The organism is Bradyrhizobium sp. Gha (assembly GCF_900113735.1).
In the GTDB taxonomy this organism is placed as follows: domain Bacteria; phylum Pseudomonadota; class Alphaproteobacteria; order Rhizobiales; family Xanthobacteraceae; genus Bradyrhizobium.
On record NZ_FOQM01000003.1, the window covers coordinates 440671 to 458603 of the forward strand.

The following is a 17933-nucleotide window of genomic DNA, read 5'->3' on the forward strand; positions in this document are numbered from 1 at the left end:
TGATACGTGCTATCAACGGCTCCAACGTGACGGGAGGAGCCGGATGCGGGCTGCGATTTTCAGGAACGGTGAGATTGTGGTTGGCCAGATGGCCGAGCCGAAGCCCGGCCCCGGCCAGGTGCTGGTCAAGACGCTCGCTTGCGGCATTTGCGGCTCCGACCTGCACGCGCGCCAGCATGCGCCGCGGATGGTGGAGATGGCCAGGAAGACCGGACGTACGCCGATGGATCTGTCGCGCGACGTCGTGTTCGGCCACGAGTTCTGCTGCGAGATCGTCGACTACGGCCCGGGTACGGCGCGAAACCTCAAGCCGGGCACGCATGTGTGCTCGCTCCCGGCGCTGCTGACGCCTGACGGCATCAAAGGCATCGGCTATTCCAACGACTTTGTCGGCGGCTATGCGGAAGCGATGCTGCTCAGCGAGGCGCTGCTGCTGGAAGTGCCCAACGGCCTCGCGCCGGAACATGCCGCATTGACCGAGCCGCTCGCCGTCGGCGTTCACGCGGTGGCGAAGGCAAATATCCAAGGCGGTGAGGTGCCGCTGGTGATCGGCTGCGGCCCGGTCGGGCTTGCGGTGATCGCGGCGCTGAAGATCAAGGGCCTGCACCCGATCGTCGCCGCCGACTATTCGCCGGCGCGGCGTGCGCTTGCCGCAAAGCTCGGTGCCGATATCGTCGTCGATCCCGGGGTGTCGCAGCCCTATGCGACCTGGGCCGAGCACGCGCAGATGTCGGAGACGGAGAAGGCGGCGCGGCCGCCGTTCCAGGCCATGCTGCCGGCCTTGAAGCCTGCGGTGATCTTCGAATGTGTCGGCGTACCCGGCCTGCTGCAACAGGTGTTCGAGGGCGCGCCCCGCGATGCCAAGATCGTCGTGGTCGGCGTCTGCATGGAGAGCGACACCAACGAGCCCATGCTCGGCATCATGAAGGAGCTCAACGTTCAGTACGTGCTCGGCTACACGCCGGAGGAGTTTGCGGCATCGCTGCGCCTGATCGCGGAAGGGCAGGTCGACGCCGCCGCCATGGTGACGGCGGAAGTGGGTATCGATGGCGTCGCAAAGGCCTTCGCCGATCTCGCCAATCCCGAGGCGCACACCAAGATCATCGTGCAGCCGTGGCGGTAGTGCACCGTGATTGCGAGGAGCCCGCGACAAAATCGCGTAGCCATTTTGCGCTGGTGCGACGGAGCAATCCAGAAATTTTCCACGGACACAGTCCGGATTTGCTTCGCTGCGCTCGCAATGACGAGGAGGGAGCGTCGCCTCATACCGGCAGCGCGATCGAATATTTGACCTGGCTGAGCGCAAAGCTCGACTCGATCGAGGCGATGCCGTCGAGCCGGGTCAGTTTTGTCTTCAGGAAGGTCTCGTAGGAGGCGAGGTCCGCCGCGACGACGCGCAAGAGATAGTCGCGATTGCCGGTCATCAGATAGCACTCCAGCACCTCGTCCCATTTCGAGATGGCGCGCGCGAAGCGGTTGAGGTCCTCCTCCTTCTGTCGCGCCAGCTTGATCGAGATGAAGACGCTGACATGCAGTCCCAGCGCCTTCTGGTCCACGGTCGCGATGTACCGCGAGATCACGCCGCGCTCCTCCAGCAGTTTCACCCGGCGATGGCAGGGCGAGACCGAAAGCCCGACCTTGTCGGCGAGTTCCTGCATGGTCAGCCGGCTGTCGGTCTGCAGCAAAGCGAGGATCTTGCGGTCGATGGTGTCCAGCTCAGTCATTAGAATAAAACCCTTGGCTTGGCGCAGTTCTTGGTATGCTATCCCAATATTTGCGCGTACGGCGCGAAAAATTGAAAAATCTGGTGCCGCCCACAGGCGTATCATCGCCTGACCTGTTTTCCGGGAGCATTTGCCATGCCCGTTGATTCCGCCCGTCTCGATACCTTGACCGCGCTGGCCCGCAAGGCGCTGTGGCTGTCGTCCTGGACCATTCACCACGCCAACCACATCAGGCCCAACACGGACGGGCTGAAGGTCGGCGGCCATCAGGCCTCCTCGGCTTCGCTCGCGACGATCATGTCGGCGTTGTATTTCCATGTGCTGCGCCCGGAAGATCGCGTCGCGGTGAAGCCGCATGCGAGCCCGGTGTTCCATGCCATTCAATATCTGTTCGGCCGGCAGAGCCGCGAGAAGCTGGAGAATTTCCGCGGCTTCAAGGGTGCGCAGTCCTATCCGTCGCGTACCAAGGACGTCGACGACGTCGATTTCTCCACTGGCTCGGTCGGTCTCGGCGTCGCGCAGACGCTGTTTGCTTCCCTGGTTCAGGACTACGTCAAGGCCCATGGCTGGATGAAGGATCGCGGCGAGGGGCGGATGATCGCGCTCGTCGGCGACGCCGAGATGGACGAGGGCAATATCTTCGAGGCACTCGCCGAGGGCTGGAAGCACGGCCTGCGCAACACCTGGTGGGTCGTCGACTACAACAGGCAATCGCTCGATGCCGTCGTGCGCGAAGGCCTCTGGGAAAAGTTCGAGACCATGTTCCGCAATTTCGGCTGGGACGTCGTCATCGTGAAATACGGCCGGCTGATGCGCGAGGCGTTTGCCGAACCCGGCGGCGAGGCGCTGAAGGGCTGGATCGACAATTGCCCGAACGCGCTCTACGCCGCGCTGTGCTTCCAGGGCGGCGCCGCTTTCCGCAAGCATCTGCACGACGAGATCGGCGACCAGGGGCCGATCACCGCGCTGATCGACAAGCGCAGCGACGAGGAGCTGCTGGCGCTGATGTCGAATCTCGGCGGCCATGACATGGCGAGCATGGTCGAGGCGTTCGAGTCCATCGACCACGATCGCCCGGTCTGCTTCATCGCCTACACCATCAAGGGCGTCGGCCTGCCGTTCCAAGGCCACAAGGACAACCATGCCGGCCTGATGACTGTTACGCAGATGGAGAAATATCGCGACAGCCAGAACATCCGCCCCGGCCACGAATGGGACAAGTACGAAGGCCTGACGCAGGACGCCGCTGAGCTCGACGCCTTCCTCGCGCGCGTACCGTTCAACAGGGACGGCCGCAGGCTCACCGCGCCCGTTGTCGACGTCCCACAGCAGCTCGCGTTCAAGCCGTCGCCGCAGATGTCGACGCAACAGGGCTTTGGCTTGGTGCTGAACGAGATCGCGCGCGGCGACAGTGAGCTGGCGCAACGCATCGTCACGACCTCGCCCGACGTCACGGTCTCGACCAATCTCGGTCCCTGGGTGAACAGGCGCGGCCTGTTCGCGCGCGGCGAGAAGGCGGATTTATTCCGCAGCGAGAAAATTCCGTCCACCTTCAATTGGGAGTTCTCGCCGAAGGGCCAGCACCTCGAGCTCGGCATCGCCGAGATGAACCTGTTCATCATGCTCTCGGCGCTCGGCCTGTCGCATCAGATCAATGGCGCGCGGCTGCTGCCGGTCGGCACGCTCTATGATCCCTTCATCGAACGCGGGCTCGATGCGCTCAACTACGCCTGCTACCAGGATGCGCGCTTCATGGTGGCGGCGACGCCGTCAGGCATCACGCTGGCGCCCGAGGGCGGCGCGCACCAGTCGATCGCGACACCGCTGATCGGCATGGCGCAGGACGGGCTCGCCTCGTTCGAGCCGGCTTTCGTCGACGAGCTCGCGGTGATCATGGGTTGGGGTTTCGAGCACATGCAGCGTGATCCGGGCGAGGGCGGCTCGGTCTATCTCCGCCTGTCGACGCGCTCAATCGAGCAGGCGCAGCGGATCATGACCCCGGAACTGCAACAAGGCATCACCGACGGCGCCTATTGGTTGCGCGAGCCCGGCCCAAATGCCGAAGTCGTGATCGCCTATACCGGCGCAGTGGCGCCCGAAGCGATCGAGGCGACCGGGTTCATCGGCGAGGACAGGCGCGACGTCGGCCTGCTCGCGATCACCTCTGCGGATCGCCTTCACTCGGGCTGGACTGCCGCGCGGAAACTGCGGCGTGACCGCCGCGGCGTGCAGCATCTCAGCCACATCGAGAAGCTGCTCGCGCCGCTGCCGCGCGACTGCGGCATCGTGACCGTGATCGACGGCCATCCCTCCGCGCTCGGCTGGCTCGGCAGCGTCCGGGGCCACCGCGTCGAGGCGCTCGGTGTCGAGCAGTTCGGCCAGACCGGCACCATTGCCGACCTCTACCGCCACCACGGCATCGACGCGAATGCGATCATCGATGCGGCCGAAAGCCTCACCACCGGCGCACCGGTGCTCCATCGCAAGATGGCGGTGTAGTCGAGGTAACCGGAGCAATCATGCGCGCCCGGAATGGCGGCAGGGTCACCTTGCCGCGTTCCCGCCATCGGCTCATATAGCCTCCGTCCGCCGCAACGCTGGCCCTGCATATGGCGGGTTCAATTGCTGGCGCTTTCGTGCAAGGATGCCTGCCGAAACGCCCCAAGCCCCAAAAAGAGGTTAACGATGGTCAATCGCATGCAATTCTATATCGACGGCGCCTGGGTCGATCCCGCCGTCAAGAAGTCAACTCCGGTCGTCAATCCGGCGACGGAAGAGGCAATGTACGAGGTTGCGCTCGGCTCCAAGGCCGACGTGGACAAGGCCGTTGCTGCGGCCAAGCGCGCTTTTGCGACCTTCTCCCAGACCAGCCGCGAGGAGCGCGTCGCGCTGCTCTCAAAGATCATCGAAGTCTACAAGGGCCGTCTCAAGGAGATCGGCGCCGCCGTCTCGGACGAGATGGGCGCGCCGCTGCCGATGGCGGAGAAGCTCCAGGCCGGCGCTGGTTTGGGCCATCTCATGACCACGCTCGACGTGCTCAAGAACTATCATTTCGAGGAACCCATCGGCACCGCCATGGTGCTGCGCGAGCCGGTCGGCGTCGTCGGCATGATCACGCCCTGGAACTGGCCGCTGAACCAGATCGCCTGCAAGGTCGCGCCCGCGCTCGCCGCCGGCTGCACCATGATCCTGAAGCCCAGCGAGTTCACGCCGACCTCGGCTTTGATTTTTGCGGAAATCCTCCATGAAGCCGGCGTGCCGAAGGGCGTGTTCAACCTCGTCAACGGGCTCGGCCCCGAGGTCGGCGCCGCCATGAGCGAGCACCCCGACATCGACATGATCTCCTTCACCGGGTCGACCCGCGCCGGCATCGATGTTGCGAAGCGCGCCGCTCCCACCGTGAAGCGTGTCAGCCAGGAGCTCGGCGGCAAGTCGCCGAACGTCATCCTCGAAGGCGCCGACCTCACGAAGGCGGTGACCGGCGGCGTGATGCACATGTTCAACAACTCCGGCCAGTCCTGCAACGCGCCCTCGCGCATGATCGTGCCGCTGTCGAAGATGAAGGAAGTCGCCGCGATCGCGAAGGCTGTCGCCGACAAGACCAAGGCGGGCGATCCGCGCGCCGAAGGCACCACCATCGGCCCTGTCGTCAACCGCGGCCAATGGGACAAGATCCAGGCGCTGATCAAGAAGGGCATCGACGAGGGCGCAACGCTCGTCGCCGGCGGCCCGGGCCTGCCCGAAGGCGTCAACAAGGGCTTCTACGTTCGCCCGACCATCTTCGCCGATGTCACCCCCGAGATGACCATCGCCCGCGAAGAGATCTTCGGACCGGTGCTGACCATCCTCGGCGCCAAGGACGAAGCCGACGCCGTCAAGATCGCCAACGACACGCCCTACGGTCTCGCGGGCTACGTCTCGGGCCCGTCGGTGGAGGACGCCAAGCGCGTCGGTCGCCAGATCCGCGCCGGCAACGTCAACCTTCAGGGCGTGCCGAACGATCGCACCGCGCCCTTCGGCGGCTACAAGCAGTCGGGCAACGGCCGCGAGTGGGGCAAGTACGGCCTGGAGGACTTCCTCGAGGTGAAGGCCGTCGCCGGCTTCAACGCGGCGTAGGTTTTAGCGGCTGAACAAAATGACGCCGGAGCGGAAAACCGCTCCGGCGTTTTTTGTTTTTCCCGGTCATTGCGAGCGAAGCGAAGCAATCCAGAAATCTCTCCACAGCGATAATCTGGATTGCTTCGTCGCAAGAGCTCCTCGCAATGACGAGGAGAAAGTTGCGGTGTTTGCGGCGCGCCTATCCCCCCACCGCGCCCTGCGTATTCACGTACAACGCGTAGATCGACTGGCTCGCCGCCATGAACAGGCGGTTGCGCTTGACGCCGCCGAAGCAGAGATTGGCACATCGTTCTGGCAATGCGATACGCCCGATCATGACACCATCGGGCGCGAACACGACGACGCCGTCGAGCTCGGGATCGCCCATGCCCCAGCCGCACCAGAGATTGCCGTCGACGTCGCAGCGCATGCCGTCCGGCGTGCCCGGACCTGCATCGATGTGAACGCGCTTGTTGGAGATCGTGGTGCCATCAGCCGCGACGTCATAAGCGAGGATTTTTCGGTTCGGCACGCCGCGCGATTCAACGACGTAAAGAATCTTCTCGTCGGGTGAGAAACACAGCCCGTTCGGTCCGAGCACGCCCTCGGCGACGATGCTCGCCTTGCGGGTCAGGGGATCGAGCCGGTAGACGTTCGGCTCGATCTCGCTCTCCGCCTTGTAGCCCTCGTAATTGCCGAGCAGGCCGAAGGTGGGATCGGTGAACCAGATCGAGCCGTCCGATTTAACAACGACATCGTTCGGCGAGTTCAGACGCTTGCCGTTGAATCGATCCATCAGCACGGTGATCTCGCCGTCATGTTCCGTGCGGGTGAGGCGACGGCCGCCGTGCTCGCAGGTGACCAGCCGGCCCTGGCGATCCCTGGTGTTGCCATTGGCGAAATTGGAGGGTTTTCGAAAGTTCGAGACCGCGCCGGTCTCTTCTTCCCATTTGATGATGCGCTGGTTCGGGATGTCGCTGCAGAGCAGATATCGTCCGTCGCCGAACCAGACCGGGCCCTCGGCCCAGCGCAGGCCGGTCGCCAGCCGCTCCACGGCGGAAAGCTTCAACCAGTATTTCTCGAAGCGGGGATCGAGCGCTTTGATCGCGGGATCGGGGTAATAGGTCGCCGGCCGCCAGCCTGGCCGCTCCTGGGTGTGGGACGATGCCCCATTCATGTCGGTTCTCTCGTTTCGTTCCCTCTGGACAATCCTGCTATCATTAGGGACACGTGACCGCAAATCGGTCGCCAAAGACGAGGAAAAACATGTCGCGCATCTTGATGACGGGAGCTTCGGGCGGGATCGGAACGCGCCTGCGCAAATTGCTGCCGCCGATCTATCCGGACCTCCTGCTCAGCGACATCCGTCCGCCCAAGGATCTCGGGCCGAACGAGCAGTTCAAGGCCGCGGACTTGTCGGACCTCGCGCAGTGCGAAGCGATCTGCGAAGGCATCGACGGCATCATCCATTTCGGCGGCTATTCGGTCGAAGGCCCATGGAACGACATTCTCCAGGCCAACATCATCGGCGGCTACAATCTGTTCGAGGCCGCGTATCGCAAGGGCGTCAAGCGCGTGGTATTCGCCTCGTCCAACCACACGGTCGGCTTCTATCCGCGTCACCGCAGGATCGACACCGACGTCACCGTGCGCCCCGACGGACGCTACGGCGTCAGCAAGGTGTTCGGCGAAGCCGTCGGTTCGCTCTATGCCGACAAGCACGGGCTGAAGGTCACCTGCCTCCGCATCGGCAATTGCGACGAGCGGCCGCTCGACCACCGCCGCATCGCGATGTGGCTGATGCCGGAAGATCTGGTGCAGCTCTGCCGGATCGGCCTCGAACATCCCGACATTCATTTCGAGATCTTCTATGGTGTGTCGCTGAACGAGCGCGCCTGGTGGGACAACCATCGCGCCTACGAATTCGGCTATCGCCCCATCGGTCGCTCGGAGGATCACGTGGCGCACGCCATGGCCGAGCAGGCCAAGCTGAAGCCCGATCCAGTCGGCGACCATTTCCAGGGCGGCGCGTTCTGCAGCAACGAGTTCGACGGCGATGTGGGCCGGATCGTTGATTGGAATAAGCGGTAGCCTTTGACGTGTGAGCCGTCATTGCGAGCGCAGCGACGAAATCCGGAATTTCTCCGCGGAAAGACTCTGGATTGCGTCGCTCCGCTAGCAATGACGTGTTGAATTTCCGCAAGCTATCGACATCAACCGGCGGCGATATCGCGTCTTATCTTCTGCAATCGCGTGAAAGCTGCCCACGCCTTCGGATATTCGCTGTCCTTTGGATCGATCGCGAGCAGCGCGCGGCAGGCCTCGTCGACGTCGTCCGCCGAAGGACGCATCGAGACGTCCGTCGACGCCTCCGCCTTTTTCCAGCGCTCCTCCACGTCTCTCGCGAGCTTCAGCGCTTCGGACGGGGTTCGCTTCCGGGTTGGCTTTGCAAGCGCGTGATCCCGAGGGAATTTGGGCCACGCGGCAGGAGGCCGCTCGGCCTGCCACTCACTCTCCTTGGCAATCTCATGCGTGTTGGCAAGCTCACGCGTGGCGCTCGGATTTGGTTGCTGCCTCCTGGCCGCATCCGGCGGAACGGTTCGGGCGGCCAGTTCGCGAACCTGCTGTTCCATCGTTCCACCAGACGACGACCCGGCCGTCGAAGACGCGGGCATCGTCAGCGCGGGTGCAACCGACGTCAGTGCTTCAGGGGCGACTTTCTGAACGGCCGTTGCGACCGACGTCAGGCTGGGCGATCCGGCCGGCAGCTGCTGCGCGACCTTGGGCTCTCCGGTGGGGCACGGCCTGTATCCCGACTGATACTGCGTGATCCGTCCGTCGTCGTCGATGCGCGCAAAATCGGCGGCCACGGTGTAGACGAAAGCGGCGTTGACGGATTGTCCGGACTTATTCTTCGCGCTGACGGTGCCGCAGACATACCGCGCCGCGTCGGCGTCGACCGAACGCAATGTGCCGAATTGAGCCGAGTCCGGATTGATCAGCGCATGTCGGACCGCGGCTCGGGCCCGCTTGTGTTCCGTGGAGAACGTGCTGATCAGAACGTCCGCGTTGATGAAGTCGGGCTGGTAGTACAGCCCGTACTCGATGGCGAAAAATGCTCCACCGAAGGCCGCTGCGATCAGGAAACCGGGTACATTCATGTGATTGTTCCGGGCAATGGAACCCGGCATGGTTGTTATTCGTAACTGAAACCATTTGGGGTAGCGGACTCTAACGAGCGGTTAATCGGCGGGCGACTGCGACAATTTGCCCGACCAGCTTCGCTCGTGGAGAGGATTGGTGAAAGTGGACGCGCGATCGCTCGTCTCACATCATTGCGGTGACAGCCTTGACGTCGTCTGGCTCTCGATTCGTAACGACCCGGAATTGAGAATCACGACAATGAAATTCAAATCGTCAGTCGTCGTAATGCTCGCGGCGCTCGTATCAGGATCGGCGCAGGCCGCAACACTCAGCGACGCCGAGGCGACGTTGGCGAGAAGGACCAGTCGTCACTTCGCAACGCGCGCTTCCTGCTTCTTGGTCACATGCCAGAGCACCACATGGTAATGCGGCACATCCACACCGGGGTGACCCGCGTTGAAGTAGAAGCTGACGTGGTCGACGGGCCACGCGGACCCCGCCGCCTCCAATGATTTGTGATCGTCGATGTCCTTGACCGGAACCATATACACGGTCGCGACCGGACGATCCCTGCGGTCGAAGCACAGGAACGGACCCAGCGGCAAAGTGTCGGGCTTGACGAAGATGATACCAAGACCCGGAAAGAACTTCGGGAAGTTCACGAGATCGCTGACCCGCTTGTATCCGTTCCTTTCCGCGACCTCCCGCTGATTTGGCGGCGGACGAACGACTTCATGCTTTCTGTGCGACTTGCGGCCTCGATGAGGAGCTGTCCTGGTCTGCTCGACATTGCCGGCCGGTGCCGCGGCGGCCGGTGGGAGCTGCTGCGGCGCCGATGGCCAGAAGGGAGCAAATTGGGCGGCGGGACGCCTCACATCGGCGATCAAGGCGAGTAACGCGATCAGGGCCGCGCTCACGATCGATTTGCGCATCGACATCTCCCGAGCTTTGGCTGCCCAAGTCTGCTCACTTGGCCGGATTGCGTTCTCTCCAGCGCAGGAAGTCCCGGAACAATTCTTCGCGGTCGGGCGGATTGGCAGTTGGCTTTTCGTCGAGGAACCGGCCGAACGCCTTGCGAAGCGCGGCCTCGCCTCCCGATTGTTGCTGGAGCCAGCGCTCAGCGGGTCGGAATCGTTGCCATCCGGGCAGCTGCGCGGCCAGGTTCACCTCGCGCCATTTGGGATGATGCGCGCCGCCGAGAAATTCGGGAAACCGCGCGAAGAATGTCTGGACGAACAAATCCAGCAACCGATATCGCTCGCTGCCGATCGGCCAGTTGTAGGCGAAGAGAGCGGATTTAAGCGCGATCGTGTCGACGCTGGCTTCGGCCGCGATGATATTCGGGTAATCCTGATGGCGAAGCGTCGATGGCAGGTATTCTTGTTGCAGAAGCTCTTTGGAGTAGGGGATGGGCAGGAGGCGAATACCATCGAGCTGCGAGACCTGTGTCAGCAAGCTCACCGGCTTTCCCGAGACCAGCAGAGCGGCGGAGAGATCTCCCTTCCTCAGACCATCCAGCGCGGCCTCCGGCGCCAGGTTCGACTCGCTGATCTTGACACCCAGACGGTTGAACACGTCGCGACCGAGAATGGCGCTGGCACTGCCGTCCTCCCCGAGATTGACCCTCTTGCCCGCTAGCTCGGTCAGGCTTCCGATCTCCGGCCGCGCGAGAACATGGAACTCTTCGATATGGAGCGGGGCAATGTAGGTCAGCCTGTCGGAGATACCTCCGAAGGTCCTGGCCTCCCGGAGCCGGTCAACGAGGACGACAGGCGCAATCGCCACGTCGGCACCAGGGAGCGTGAGCACATCAACGACGTTGCGAATGCCGCCGTTTCCCACGATCGGCAGAACCCGCAAGGCGACCTCGCCATGGGGGCCTGTCTCTTGGCCGGTGGCGAGCGTGGCTGCAATGTCCTGGGTCATCGCGAATTCGGTGCATTGCGGAGTCCCGGTTACGAATCCCACCGTGAATGGGTCCGCAGATCGACCCGTTTCCTTCCTTAGGGGGGCTTCCTTACTCGGAGACAGCTTCGCGGATTCGCTCGGAGCAGCGGACCGCCGATTTTGCGCGAGGCCATCCTGGACCTGTCCGCCGAGCCAGGCCGCTGCAAGCAGTGCGATGAACAAACCGGCCCGCATCGCTCCGCAGACCCTCATTGTTCAAGCTGCTCGGTCGAAGTCCCTAAGACGTGACATGGCTGGGGAAACTGCCACCTGCCGCGTCCGAAGCAAGACCGAGGGCTGAGGTTTCGCCTTCCAACGCGCCCGGAGCAACTGCGTTCCGTGATGGATGGCTACCGCAGGAGGTTTGCCGACAATCCCGATCGTCAGGTCGCTCGCGCCGCAGGTGCGCTCCCTGTCCCCGCAAACGAGAAGAGGGGAAGGGAGGGCCGCGCTAGCTCTCTTCCCCCGCAATCCGCGCCAGGTAATCCTTCTTGCTGAACTGCATGTGGTCCACGCACAGCTGCGCCAGTGCCCAGCTATCACGGCCTTTCAACAGCTCGATCATCAGCTCGTGCTGGCGGCGCGACTGCGCGAGCCCCTCGCGGTCGGCGAGGTTTTTCGCGCGCATCGGCAACGTCAGGTTCATGTAGTCCTGCAGCGACCGCACCAGATAAGGATTGCCGCAGGCGGAGAACAGCGCGAGGTGGAAGGCGTCATTGGCTTCGTGGATGCCGCGCAAGTCGCTCACGTCAGCCCTGGCGCAATACTCGCGTTGCAAGGAGGTCAGTTCGTCGATCAGGCCTTGCGGCGCGGGCAGGGCGATCATCAGCGCGGCCTGCCGCGTCAGCATCTCCCGGACTTCGTAGATCTGCCGGACCTCTTCGGCGGAATAGAACCGCACGGTGGCGCCGACATTCTTCCCGCGGCGGACGATGCCGCGCCGCTCCGCATCCACCAGCGCCTGGCGAACGAAGTGGCGCGAGGTGCCGTAGCGCGACATCAACGCGTCTTCGGTGAGGCGCGCGCCCGGCGGCATGCGGCCGAAGATGATGTCGTCCTCCAGCCGCGCGACGACGTCATCAGGATCGTCGCGCCTGAAAGGCATGGCATCTGCGGTGCGAATGTCGGACATGCCCTCGGCCTCCGGCGTCTGCCGGTGCGCGATGTGGAGCAGGGAAGAGGCAGATTGTCAATAATCTGACTGTTTGACGGCGCGACAGTCCAGAAATTGCAGGATAGACGCCTGTCTTATTGACAATCAGGGGGCAGGCTGTAGCACAATGGCCAGTGAGAAGGAGTGGCATGATGACGGGTGGCTTGCGCAAGGGTCTGACGAGCTATGGCGATGCCGGCTTCTCGCTGTTCCTGCGCAAGGCGTTCATCAAGGCGATGGGCTATTCCGACGACGCGCTGGAGCGCCCGATCGTCGGCATCACCAACACCTACAGCGACTACAATCCCTGCCACGGCAACGTCCCCCAGATCATCGAGGCCGCCAAGCGCGGCGTGATGCTGTCCGGTGCGATGCCGTTCGTATTCCCGACCATTTCCATCGCCGAGAGCTTTGCGCATCCGACTTCGATGTATCTGCGCAATCTGATGGCGATGGACACCGAGGAGATGATCCGGGCCCAGCCGATGGATTCGGTGATCGTGATCGGCGGCTGCGACAAGACGCTGCCGGCGCAGGTGATGGCCGCGATCAGTGCCGATCTGCCGACCGTGGTCATTCCCGTCGGGCCCATGGTGGTCGGCCATCACAAGGGCGAGGTGCTCGGTGCCTGCACCGATTGCCGCCGTCTCTGGGCCAAATATCGCGCGGGTGAAATGGACGATGCCGAGATCGAGGCGGTCAACGGCCGTCTCGCCCCGTCGGTCGGCACCTGCATGGTGATGGGCACGGCGTCCACCATGGCCTGCATGATCGAAGCCATGGGCCTGTCGCTGCCGATGAGTGCGACCATCCCGGCGCCGCATGCGGAGCGTTTCCGTCTGGCGGAAGCCAGCGGCAAGGTCGCGGCCGAGATGGCCAAGGCGAAGGGGCCGAAGCCGAGTGAGGTGCTGACGCCGGCGTCGTTCAGGAATGCGCAGGTCGTGCTGCAGGCGATCGGCGGCTCGACCAACGGCCTGATCCATCTGACCGCGATGGCGCACCGCTCGCCGCACCGGCTCGATCTCGAAGTCTTCGACCAGATCGGCCGCGAAGTGCCTGTTCTGGTCGATCTCAAGCCGTCGGGCGAGCATTACATGGAGCATTTCCACCACGCCGGCGGCGTGCCGAAATTGCTGGCACAGCTCGGCGATCTGGTCGATCTCGATGCGAAGACCATCAGCGGCCAGACGCTGCGCGAGGTCGTCGCAAATGCAGAAGACGTGCCCGGCCAGGACGCGATCCGCTCGCGCGACAATCCGATCAAGAAGGAGGGCGGCCTTGCCGTCCTGCACGGCAACCTCGCGCCGCGTGGCGCCGTCATCAAGCAATCGGCTGCGAGCCCGAAACTGTTGCAGCACACGGGACGCGCGGTGGTGTTCGAATCCGTCGAGGACATGACCTTGCGGGTCGACGATCCCGATCTCGACGTCACCGCCGACGATGTGCTGGTGCTGCGCAATGCGGGCCCCAAGGGCGCGCCTGGTATGCCCGAGGCCGGCTATCTGCCGATCCCGAAGAAGCTCGCGCGCGGTGGCACCAAGGACATGGTGCGCATTTCGGATGCGCGCATGAGCGGCACGGCGTTCGGCACCATCGTGCTGCACATCACGCCGGAATCCGCCGTCGGCGGCCCGCTGGCGCTGGTGCAGAACGGCGACAAGATCAGCCTCGATGTTGCCAACCGCAGCATCGAGCTTTTGGTCGATGCAGCAGAACTGGAGCGGCGGCATGCCGCCTTGGAGCCCGCGACAGCCCGCGCGGAAGCGCGGCGCGGCTATGCCTGGCTGTTCAACGAGACCATCATGCAGGCCGACGAGGGCTGCGACTTCGACTTCATGCAGAGAACTGGGAAGAAGACTGAGCAGAGAACTGAAAAGGGCTGATCAACACGAACGAGCGCCGAGACCGCTGAACGCGGCTGGCGATAAACATAGGGGGAGACGATGATTGCACGATCCATGCGTGCATTGGTGGCTGGCGCCGCCATGCTGTTCGTCACGGGCGCGGGGGCGCAGGAGGTGAAGCATTATCGCTTCGCCTACGACCAGCCCCGCAACACCGGCTATTCCATCGCCGGCGACCTCTTTGCCGACAAGCTCAAGGAATTGAGCAAAGGCACCATGATCATCGACCAGTATCCGGGCGCGCAACTCGGCCAGGAGCCGCAGGTGCTCCAGCTCGTCAAATCCGGCGACGTCGAGTTCACTATCGTCTCTTCGGCCAACACCGCGACGATCTCGCCTCAGGCGGGCGTGATGTCGCTGCACTACCTGTTCCGCGACGAGCAGCATGTGGTGAAGGGGCTTGCCGACCCCAAGGTGTTCGAAGCGCTCAAGACCATGATCGAGGAGACCACGCAAGGCCTGCATCTCATCGGCACGGGCTCGCAAGGTGTCCGCCACATGTACTCCAAGAAGGAGATCCACAACGTCGGAGACATCAAGGGCCTGAAGGTGCGCGTGCAGGCGACCGCCACCGAGGACACCATGTTCCCGGCCTATGGCGCCCAGACCGTGCACATGCCGTTCGGCAGCGTCTACACGTCATTGCAAACCGGCGTCGTCGACGTCGCCGAGAACAGCATCAACGTCTACCTCGTCAACAAGCACTACGAGGTCGCGCCGGTGCTTAACATCACCGAGCACGAGGCCAACAACGCACTGGTGTTCGTCTCCGACAAGCTCTGGCAGAGCCTCTCGGCCGAGCAGAAGGGCTGGGTGCTGGCGGCCGCGAACGAGATCAGCAGCAAGGAGCCCGGGAAGGCATTCGATCTCGAGCGCGCCGCGGCGGAGAAGCTGAAGAAGATGGGCGTCAAGATCGTCGACAACGTCGACAAGAAGAGCTTTGCGGCGATCGCCGATCCCTATCTCGACAAGCTCGCCAAGGACCTTGGCCCGCACGCCGAGAAGATCAAGGATCTGATCCGGTCGATCAACTAGTGTAATGCCGGAAGACGGTGCGCCCCCCGCCCGCTTGCGGGAGAGGGTAGGGGAGAGGGTGTCTCTACATTGGGACAATCCCCCGGGGAAGGTACCCTCCCCGCCGCTACGCGGCGACCTCTCCCGCAAGCGGGAGAGGTGAAACCAACCGCAGTCGGGAGCACCAATGCCCATCGCCGACAAGCTCGTCCTCCAACGCCAACGTCATCTCAAATGGCGCTGGCTCGACTGGCTCGAGCTCGCGCTGATGATCCTCTGCGGCGTGCTGTGCTTCGGCTTCTCGCTCTCGGTCACGGCGGACATCGTCACCCGCACCATCGGCCATCCCTGGCTGTGGCTGCAGGAGGTCACCTCGACGCTGTTCATCTATGCGATCTTCGTCGGCACGGCGGCTGCGACCCGGCGCAACGATCATCTCTATCTCACCGCGATCTCCGAGGCGATGCACGGCACGCCCAGGATCATCGTCGAAATCATCATCCGCCTCATCGTGCTCGGCGTCGCCTTCTGCCTCGTCTGGTACGGCTACCAGAACTATCTTCGCGGCTTCGGCAGTTTCCGCCTGCCGTCGGGCACGCCGATCGCCTCGCTCTACGCCATCATTCCGCTGTCCGGCATCCTGGTCGGCCTCTTCACCATCGAGCAGCTCGTCAACGGTCTGCGCAACGGCTTTGACCATCCCGATCCGCCGGACCAGGATGCGCCGCCCGACGTGACCGAAGCGCAGGCGAGGACGCAGCCGTGAGCGCACCTGTTGTCCTCGCGATCATGTCGATCTGCTTCCTGTCATTCGGCTATCTAGGCGTCCCCGTGCCGTTCTCGCTGATGGCCGGCGTGTTCATCGGTGCGTTCCTGTCCGACGTTTCGCTCGCCGCGATCATCCAGAAGATATTCGATGGGGTCGATTCCGAGGCGCTGCTGGCGATCCCGTTCTTCCTGCTGGTCGGCGAGCTCATGAGCTCGGCCAATGTGGTGGTGCGAATAGCCAATCTCTCGGTGTCGCTGGTCGGGCATATCAGGGGCGGGCTGTCGCAGGTCGTGGTCGTCTTCAGCATGTTTTTCTCGGAGATGTCGGGCTCGACCACCGCCGATGTCGCCGTGATGAGCCGCGCGCTCGGCGGGCCGATGAAGCGCGAAGGCTACGAGCCGGCCTTCATCGCTGCGATCATCGCGTCGGCCTCGACCATCGCGGCGCTGGTACCGCCGAGCATCACCGCCGTGGTCTATGGTGCCGTCGGCAATGTCTCGATCGCCGGCCTGTTCATGGCGGGCGTCGTGCCGGGCCTGATGATCGGCTTCGGATTGATGATCTATTGCTATTTCTTCGGCCCCTCGGGCTTGCGCAAGCCGCGCGCGCCGCTGCGGCAGGTGGTCTTCGCCGCCGGCGATGCGGCGCTGCCGCTGATGATCCCCGTCATCCTGCTGGGGGGCATCCTGAGCGGCTGGTTCACGCCGACCGAAGCCGGCGTCGTCGCGGTGGTCTGGATCATCCTGGTCGTGATCCCCGCGCTCAACCGCGGGCATTTCAGGAAGATCCCCTACGATTTCTGCCTTGCCGGGCTCATCTTCTCGCTGCCGCTGATCACGATCGGCGCCGCCAACGCCTTCGGCTGGATGCTCGCCTATTTGCGCGGCGCCAGCTACATCGCCGACATGATCACCTCGATCGCAGGGCACGATCCGCATCTGATCATGCTGCTGATGGTGCTGCTGTTCACCGTGGTCGGCGATTTCATCGAGCCGGTGCCGACGATCATCATCTTCATGCCGCTGGTCAACACGCTGACGGAAGCGGGCGACATCAACGGCGTCCACATGGGCGTTGTGCTGATCGCCACGCTCGCCTTCGGCCTGATCACGCCGCCTTACGGCCTGGTGCTGCTGATGGCGTCGAAATTCGTCGGCATCAGCTTTGCCAAGGCGCTCCGCGCGGCGTTGCCGATCTATGTCGTGTTCTTCGCCACCATCGCGTTCGTGATCTACTTCCCGAGCGTGGTGCTGTGGCTGCCGCAGAAGGTCCTTCCCGAATCGGTCGGCTGCTTCAAGTCGCCGGCGGGGACCGGCTATATCTGTCCGCAATAGACGTCACTTGCTCTTGCTCGTGAACTTCTTCACGGCGACGCGGAAGTCTTCCGTGTTCATCGCCATGATGATCTTGTGCTCCTCGGCATCGAGCTGCTGCTTTACCGGCGTCGTCGCTGCCGCATAGACCAGCGACTTGGTGCCCGATATGGCCGCGGGCGGGTTCTGTGCCAGCCGTTCGGCGAGTTTTCGCGTGGCCTCCTTCAACTCGGTCGCGGGAACGGTCCTGGCGACGAGGCCCCATTCATAGGCCTGCTGAGCCGTAAAATTGTCCTCGGCGAGGAAGATCTGCAGCGCGCGGCGCGAACCGACCGTGCCGACGATCCCGACCGTCGAGCCGCCGTCGGGCGACACGCCGATCTTGGCGTAAGCCGGCGTGAACTTGGCGTCATCAGCGGCAATGCAGAGATCGGTAACGAAGGCGAGGCCCATGCCGGCGCCGGCGGCCGAGCCGTGCACGCTCGACAGCGAGATCTTCGGCATGCGCCTGATGATCTCGATGAACGAATGATAATGCTTGAGCAACTCGCCGACGACAGGCGTCACATTGTTGGCCTCGGCCGCTGCCCCGATCGTCTGCAGATCGCCGCCGGCCGAAAAGGCGCGGCCTTCGCCCTCGAGCACCATGACCCTGATGGCATCATCGCCCTCGATATAGGCCGCGAGCTGTTCGAGCTTCTGCGCAATTGCAAGATTGACCGAGTTGAACGCAGCGGGGCGGTTGAGCGTGATGGTTGCGATCGGGCCGTCGATCCGCAGCAGCGCGGGATCGTCGGGCTTTGAGACGGGAGCTGGCATCTGGAATGTCCCCGGCTGGAGGGTTCGTTGGTGCAACTAAATCGCAGA

Annotated in this window: 15 protein-coding genes; 8 read left to right on the forward strand and 7 right to left on the reverse strand. The window is 63.5% G+C overall.

The features are described from left to right. The first annotated feature begins 43 nt into the window (after nucleotides 1-43). Nucleotides 44-1123 (forward strand): zinc-binding dehydrogenase, encoded by a 1080-nt coding sequence (locus BM222_RS07785; RefSeq protein WP_092227672.1) that lies wholly within the window; start codon nucleotides 44-46, stop codon nucleotides 1121-1123. 139 nt (nucleotides 1124-1262) lie between these two features. Here BM222_RS07785 and BM222_RS07790 read toward each other — a convergent pair whose 3' ends face one another. Next, nucleotides 1263-1724: an Lrp/AsnC family transcriptional regulator gene (locus tag BM222_RS07790; RefSeq protein ID WP_092227673.1), complete on the reverse strand. Its 462-nt coding sequence runs from the start codon at nucleotides 1722-1724 to the stop codon at nucleotides 1263-1265. A 135-nt stretch (nucleotides 1725-1859) separates the two neighbouring features. Between BM222_RS07790 and BM222_RS07795 the strand changes: the two genes are divergently transcribed. Continuing rightward, the gene (locus BM222_RS07795; protein WP_092227674.1) at nucleotides 1860-4223 is read left to right on the forward strand and encodes a thiamine pyrophosphate-binding protein; all 2364 of its coding nucleotides are present in this window, start codon (nucleotides 1860-1862) and stop codon (nucleotides 4221-4223) included. Nucleotides 4224-4409: 186 nt separating this feature from the next. Continuing rightward, a complete protein-coding gene (locus BM222_RS07800) occupies nucleotides 4410-5840 on the forward strand; it encodes an aldehyde dehydrogenase family protein (protein ID WP_092227675.1) in 1431 nt (476 codons plus the stop codon). Between the two features lie 181 nt (nucleotides 5841-6021). Here the strand turns inward: BM222_RS07800 and BM222_RS07805 are convergent, their stop codons facing one another. Then, on the reverse strand, nucleotides 6022-6999 hold the full coding sequence (locus BM222_RS07805) for an SMP-30/gluconolactonase/LRE family protein (RefSeq protein WP_092227676.1): 978 nt from the start codon (nucleotides 6997-6999) through the stop codon (nucleotides 6022-6024). Nucleotides 7000-7088: 89 nt separating this feature from the next. Here BM222_RS07805 and BM222_RS07810 point away from each other — a divergent pair, with 89 nt between their 5' ends. Beyond that, the gene (locus tag BM222_RS07810) at nucleotides 7089-7913 is read left to right on the forward strand and encodes an NAD-dependent epimerase/dehydratase family protein (RefSeq protein WP_092227677.1); all 825 of its coding nucleotides are present in this window, start codon (nucleotides 7089-7091) and stop codon (nucleotides 7911-7913) included. Nucleotides 7914-8035: 122 nt separating this feature from the next. Here BM222_RS07810 and BM222_RS07815 read toward each other — a convergent pair whose 3' ends face one another. From BM222_RS07815 to BM222_RS07830, 4 genes are all read right to left on the reverse strand, one after another. Beyond that, the gene (locus BM222_RS07815; RefSeq protein ID WP_244547030.1) at nucleotides 8036-9013 is read right to left on the reverse strand and encodes a hypothetical protein; all 978 of its coding nucleotides are present in this window, start codon (nucleotides 9011-9013) and stop codon (nucleotides 8036-8038) included. Between the two features lie 321 nt (nucleotides 9014-9334). After that, nucleotides 9335-9898: a hypothetical protein gene (locus BM222_RS07820; RefSeq protein ID WP_092227775.1), complete on the reverse strand. Its 564-nt coding sequence runs from the start codon at nucleotides 9896-9898 to the stop codon at nucleotides 9335-9337. 34 nt (nucleotides 9899-9932) lie between these two features. Next, a complete protein-coding gene (locus tag BM222_RS07825) occupies nucleotides 9933-10892 on the reverse strand; it encodes a TAXI family TRAP transporter solute-binding subunit (protein WP_244547031.1) in 960 nt (319 codons plus the stop codon). A 472-nt stretch (nucleotides 10893-11364) separates the two neighbouring features. Continuing rightward, nucleotides 11365-12045 carry a GntR family transcriptional regulator gene (locus BM222_RS07830; protein ID WP_092227680.1) on the reverse strand — a complete coding sequence of 227 codons (681 nt, stop codon included), beginning with the start codon at nucleotides 12043-12045 and terminating at the stop codon, nucleotides 11365-11367. A gap of 173 nt (nucleotides 12046-12218) precedes the next feature. On the opposite strand from BM222_RS07830, the gene BM222_RS07835 reads away from it, so the two are divergent. From BM222_RS07835 to BM222_RS07850, 4 genes are all read left to right on the forward strand, one after another. Then, complete coding sequence (locus BM222_RS07835; protein WP_177243075.1) at nucleotides 12219-13949, forward strand: IlvD/Edd family dehydratase; 1731 nt, start codon at nucleotides 12219-12221, stop codon at nucleotides 13947-13949. A gap of 60 nt (nucleotides 13950-14009) precedes the next feature. Continuing rightward, entirely contained in the window at nucleotides 14010-15005 is a 996-nt protein-coding gene (locus BM222_RS07840; protein WP_092227682.1) for a TRAP transporter substrate-binding protein, read from the forward strand. Nucleotides 15006-15171: 166 nt separating this feature from the next. After that, the gene (locus BM222_RS07845) at nucleotides 15172-15750 is read left to right on the forward strand and encodes a TRAP transporter small permease (protein ID WP_092227683.1); all 579 of its coding nucleotides are present in this window, start codon (nucleotides 15172-15174) and stop codon (nucleotides 15748-15750) included. Beyond that, nucleotides 15747-17087, forward strand: a complete 1341-nt coding sequence (locus BM222_RS07850) for a TRAP transporter large permease (protein ID WP_092227684.1) — start codon at nucleotides 15747-15749, stop codon at nucleotides 17085-17087. Before BM222_RS07845 ends, BM222_RS07850 begins: the two co-directional genes overlap by 4 nt. Nucleotides 17088-17090: 3 nt before the next feature. Here the strand turns inward: BM222_RS07850 and BM222_RS07855 are convergent, their stop codons facing one another. Then, complete coding sequence (locus tag BM222_RS07855; RefSeq protein ID WP_092227685.1) at nucleotides 17091-17885, reverse strand: enoyl-CoA hydratase/isomerase family protein; 795 nt, start codon at nucleotides 17883-17885, stop codon at nucleotides 17091-17093. Nucleotides 17886-17933: the final 48 nt, after the last annotated feature.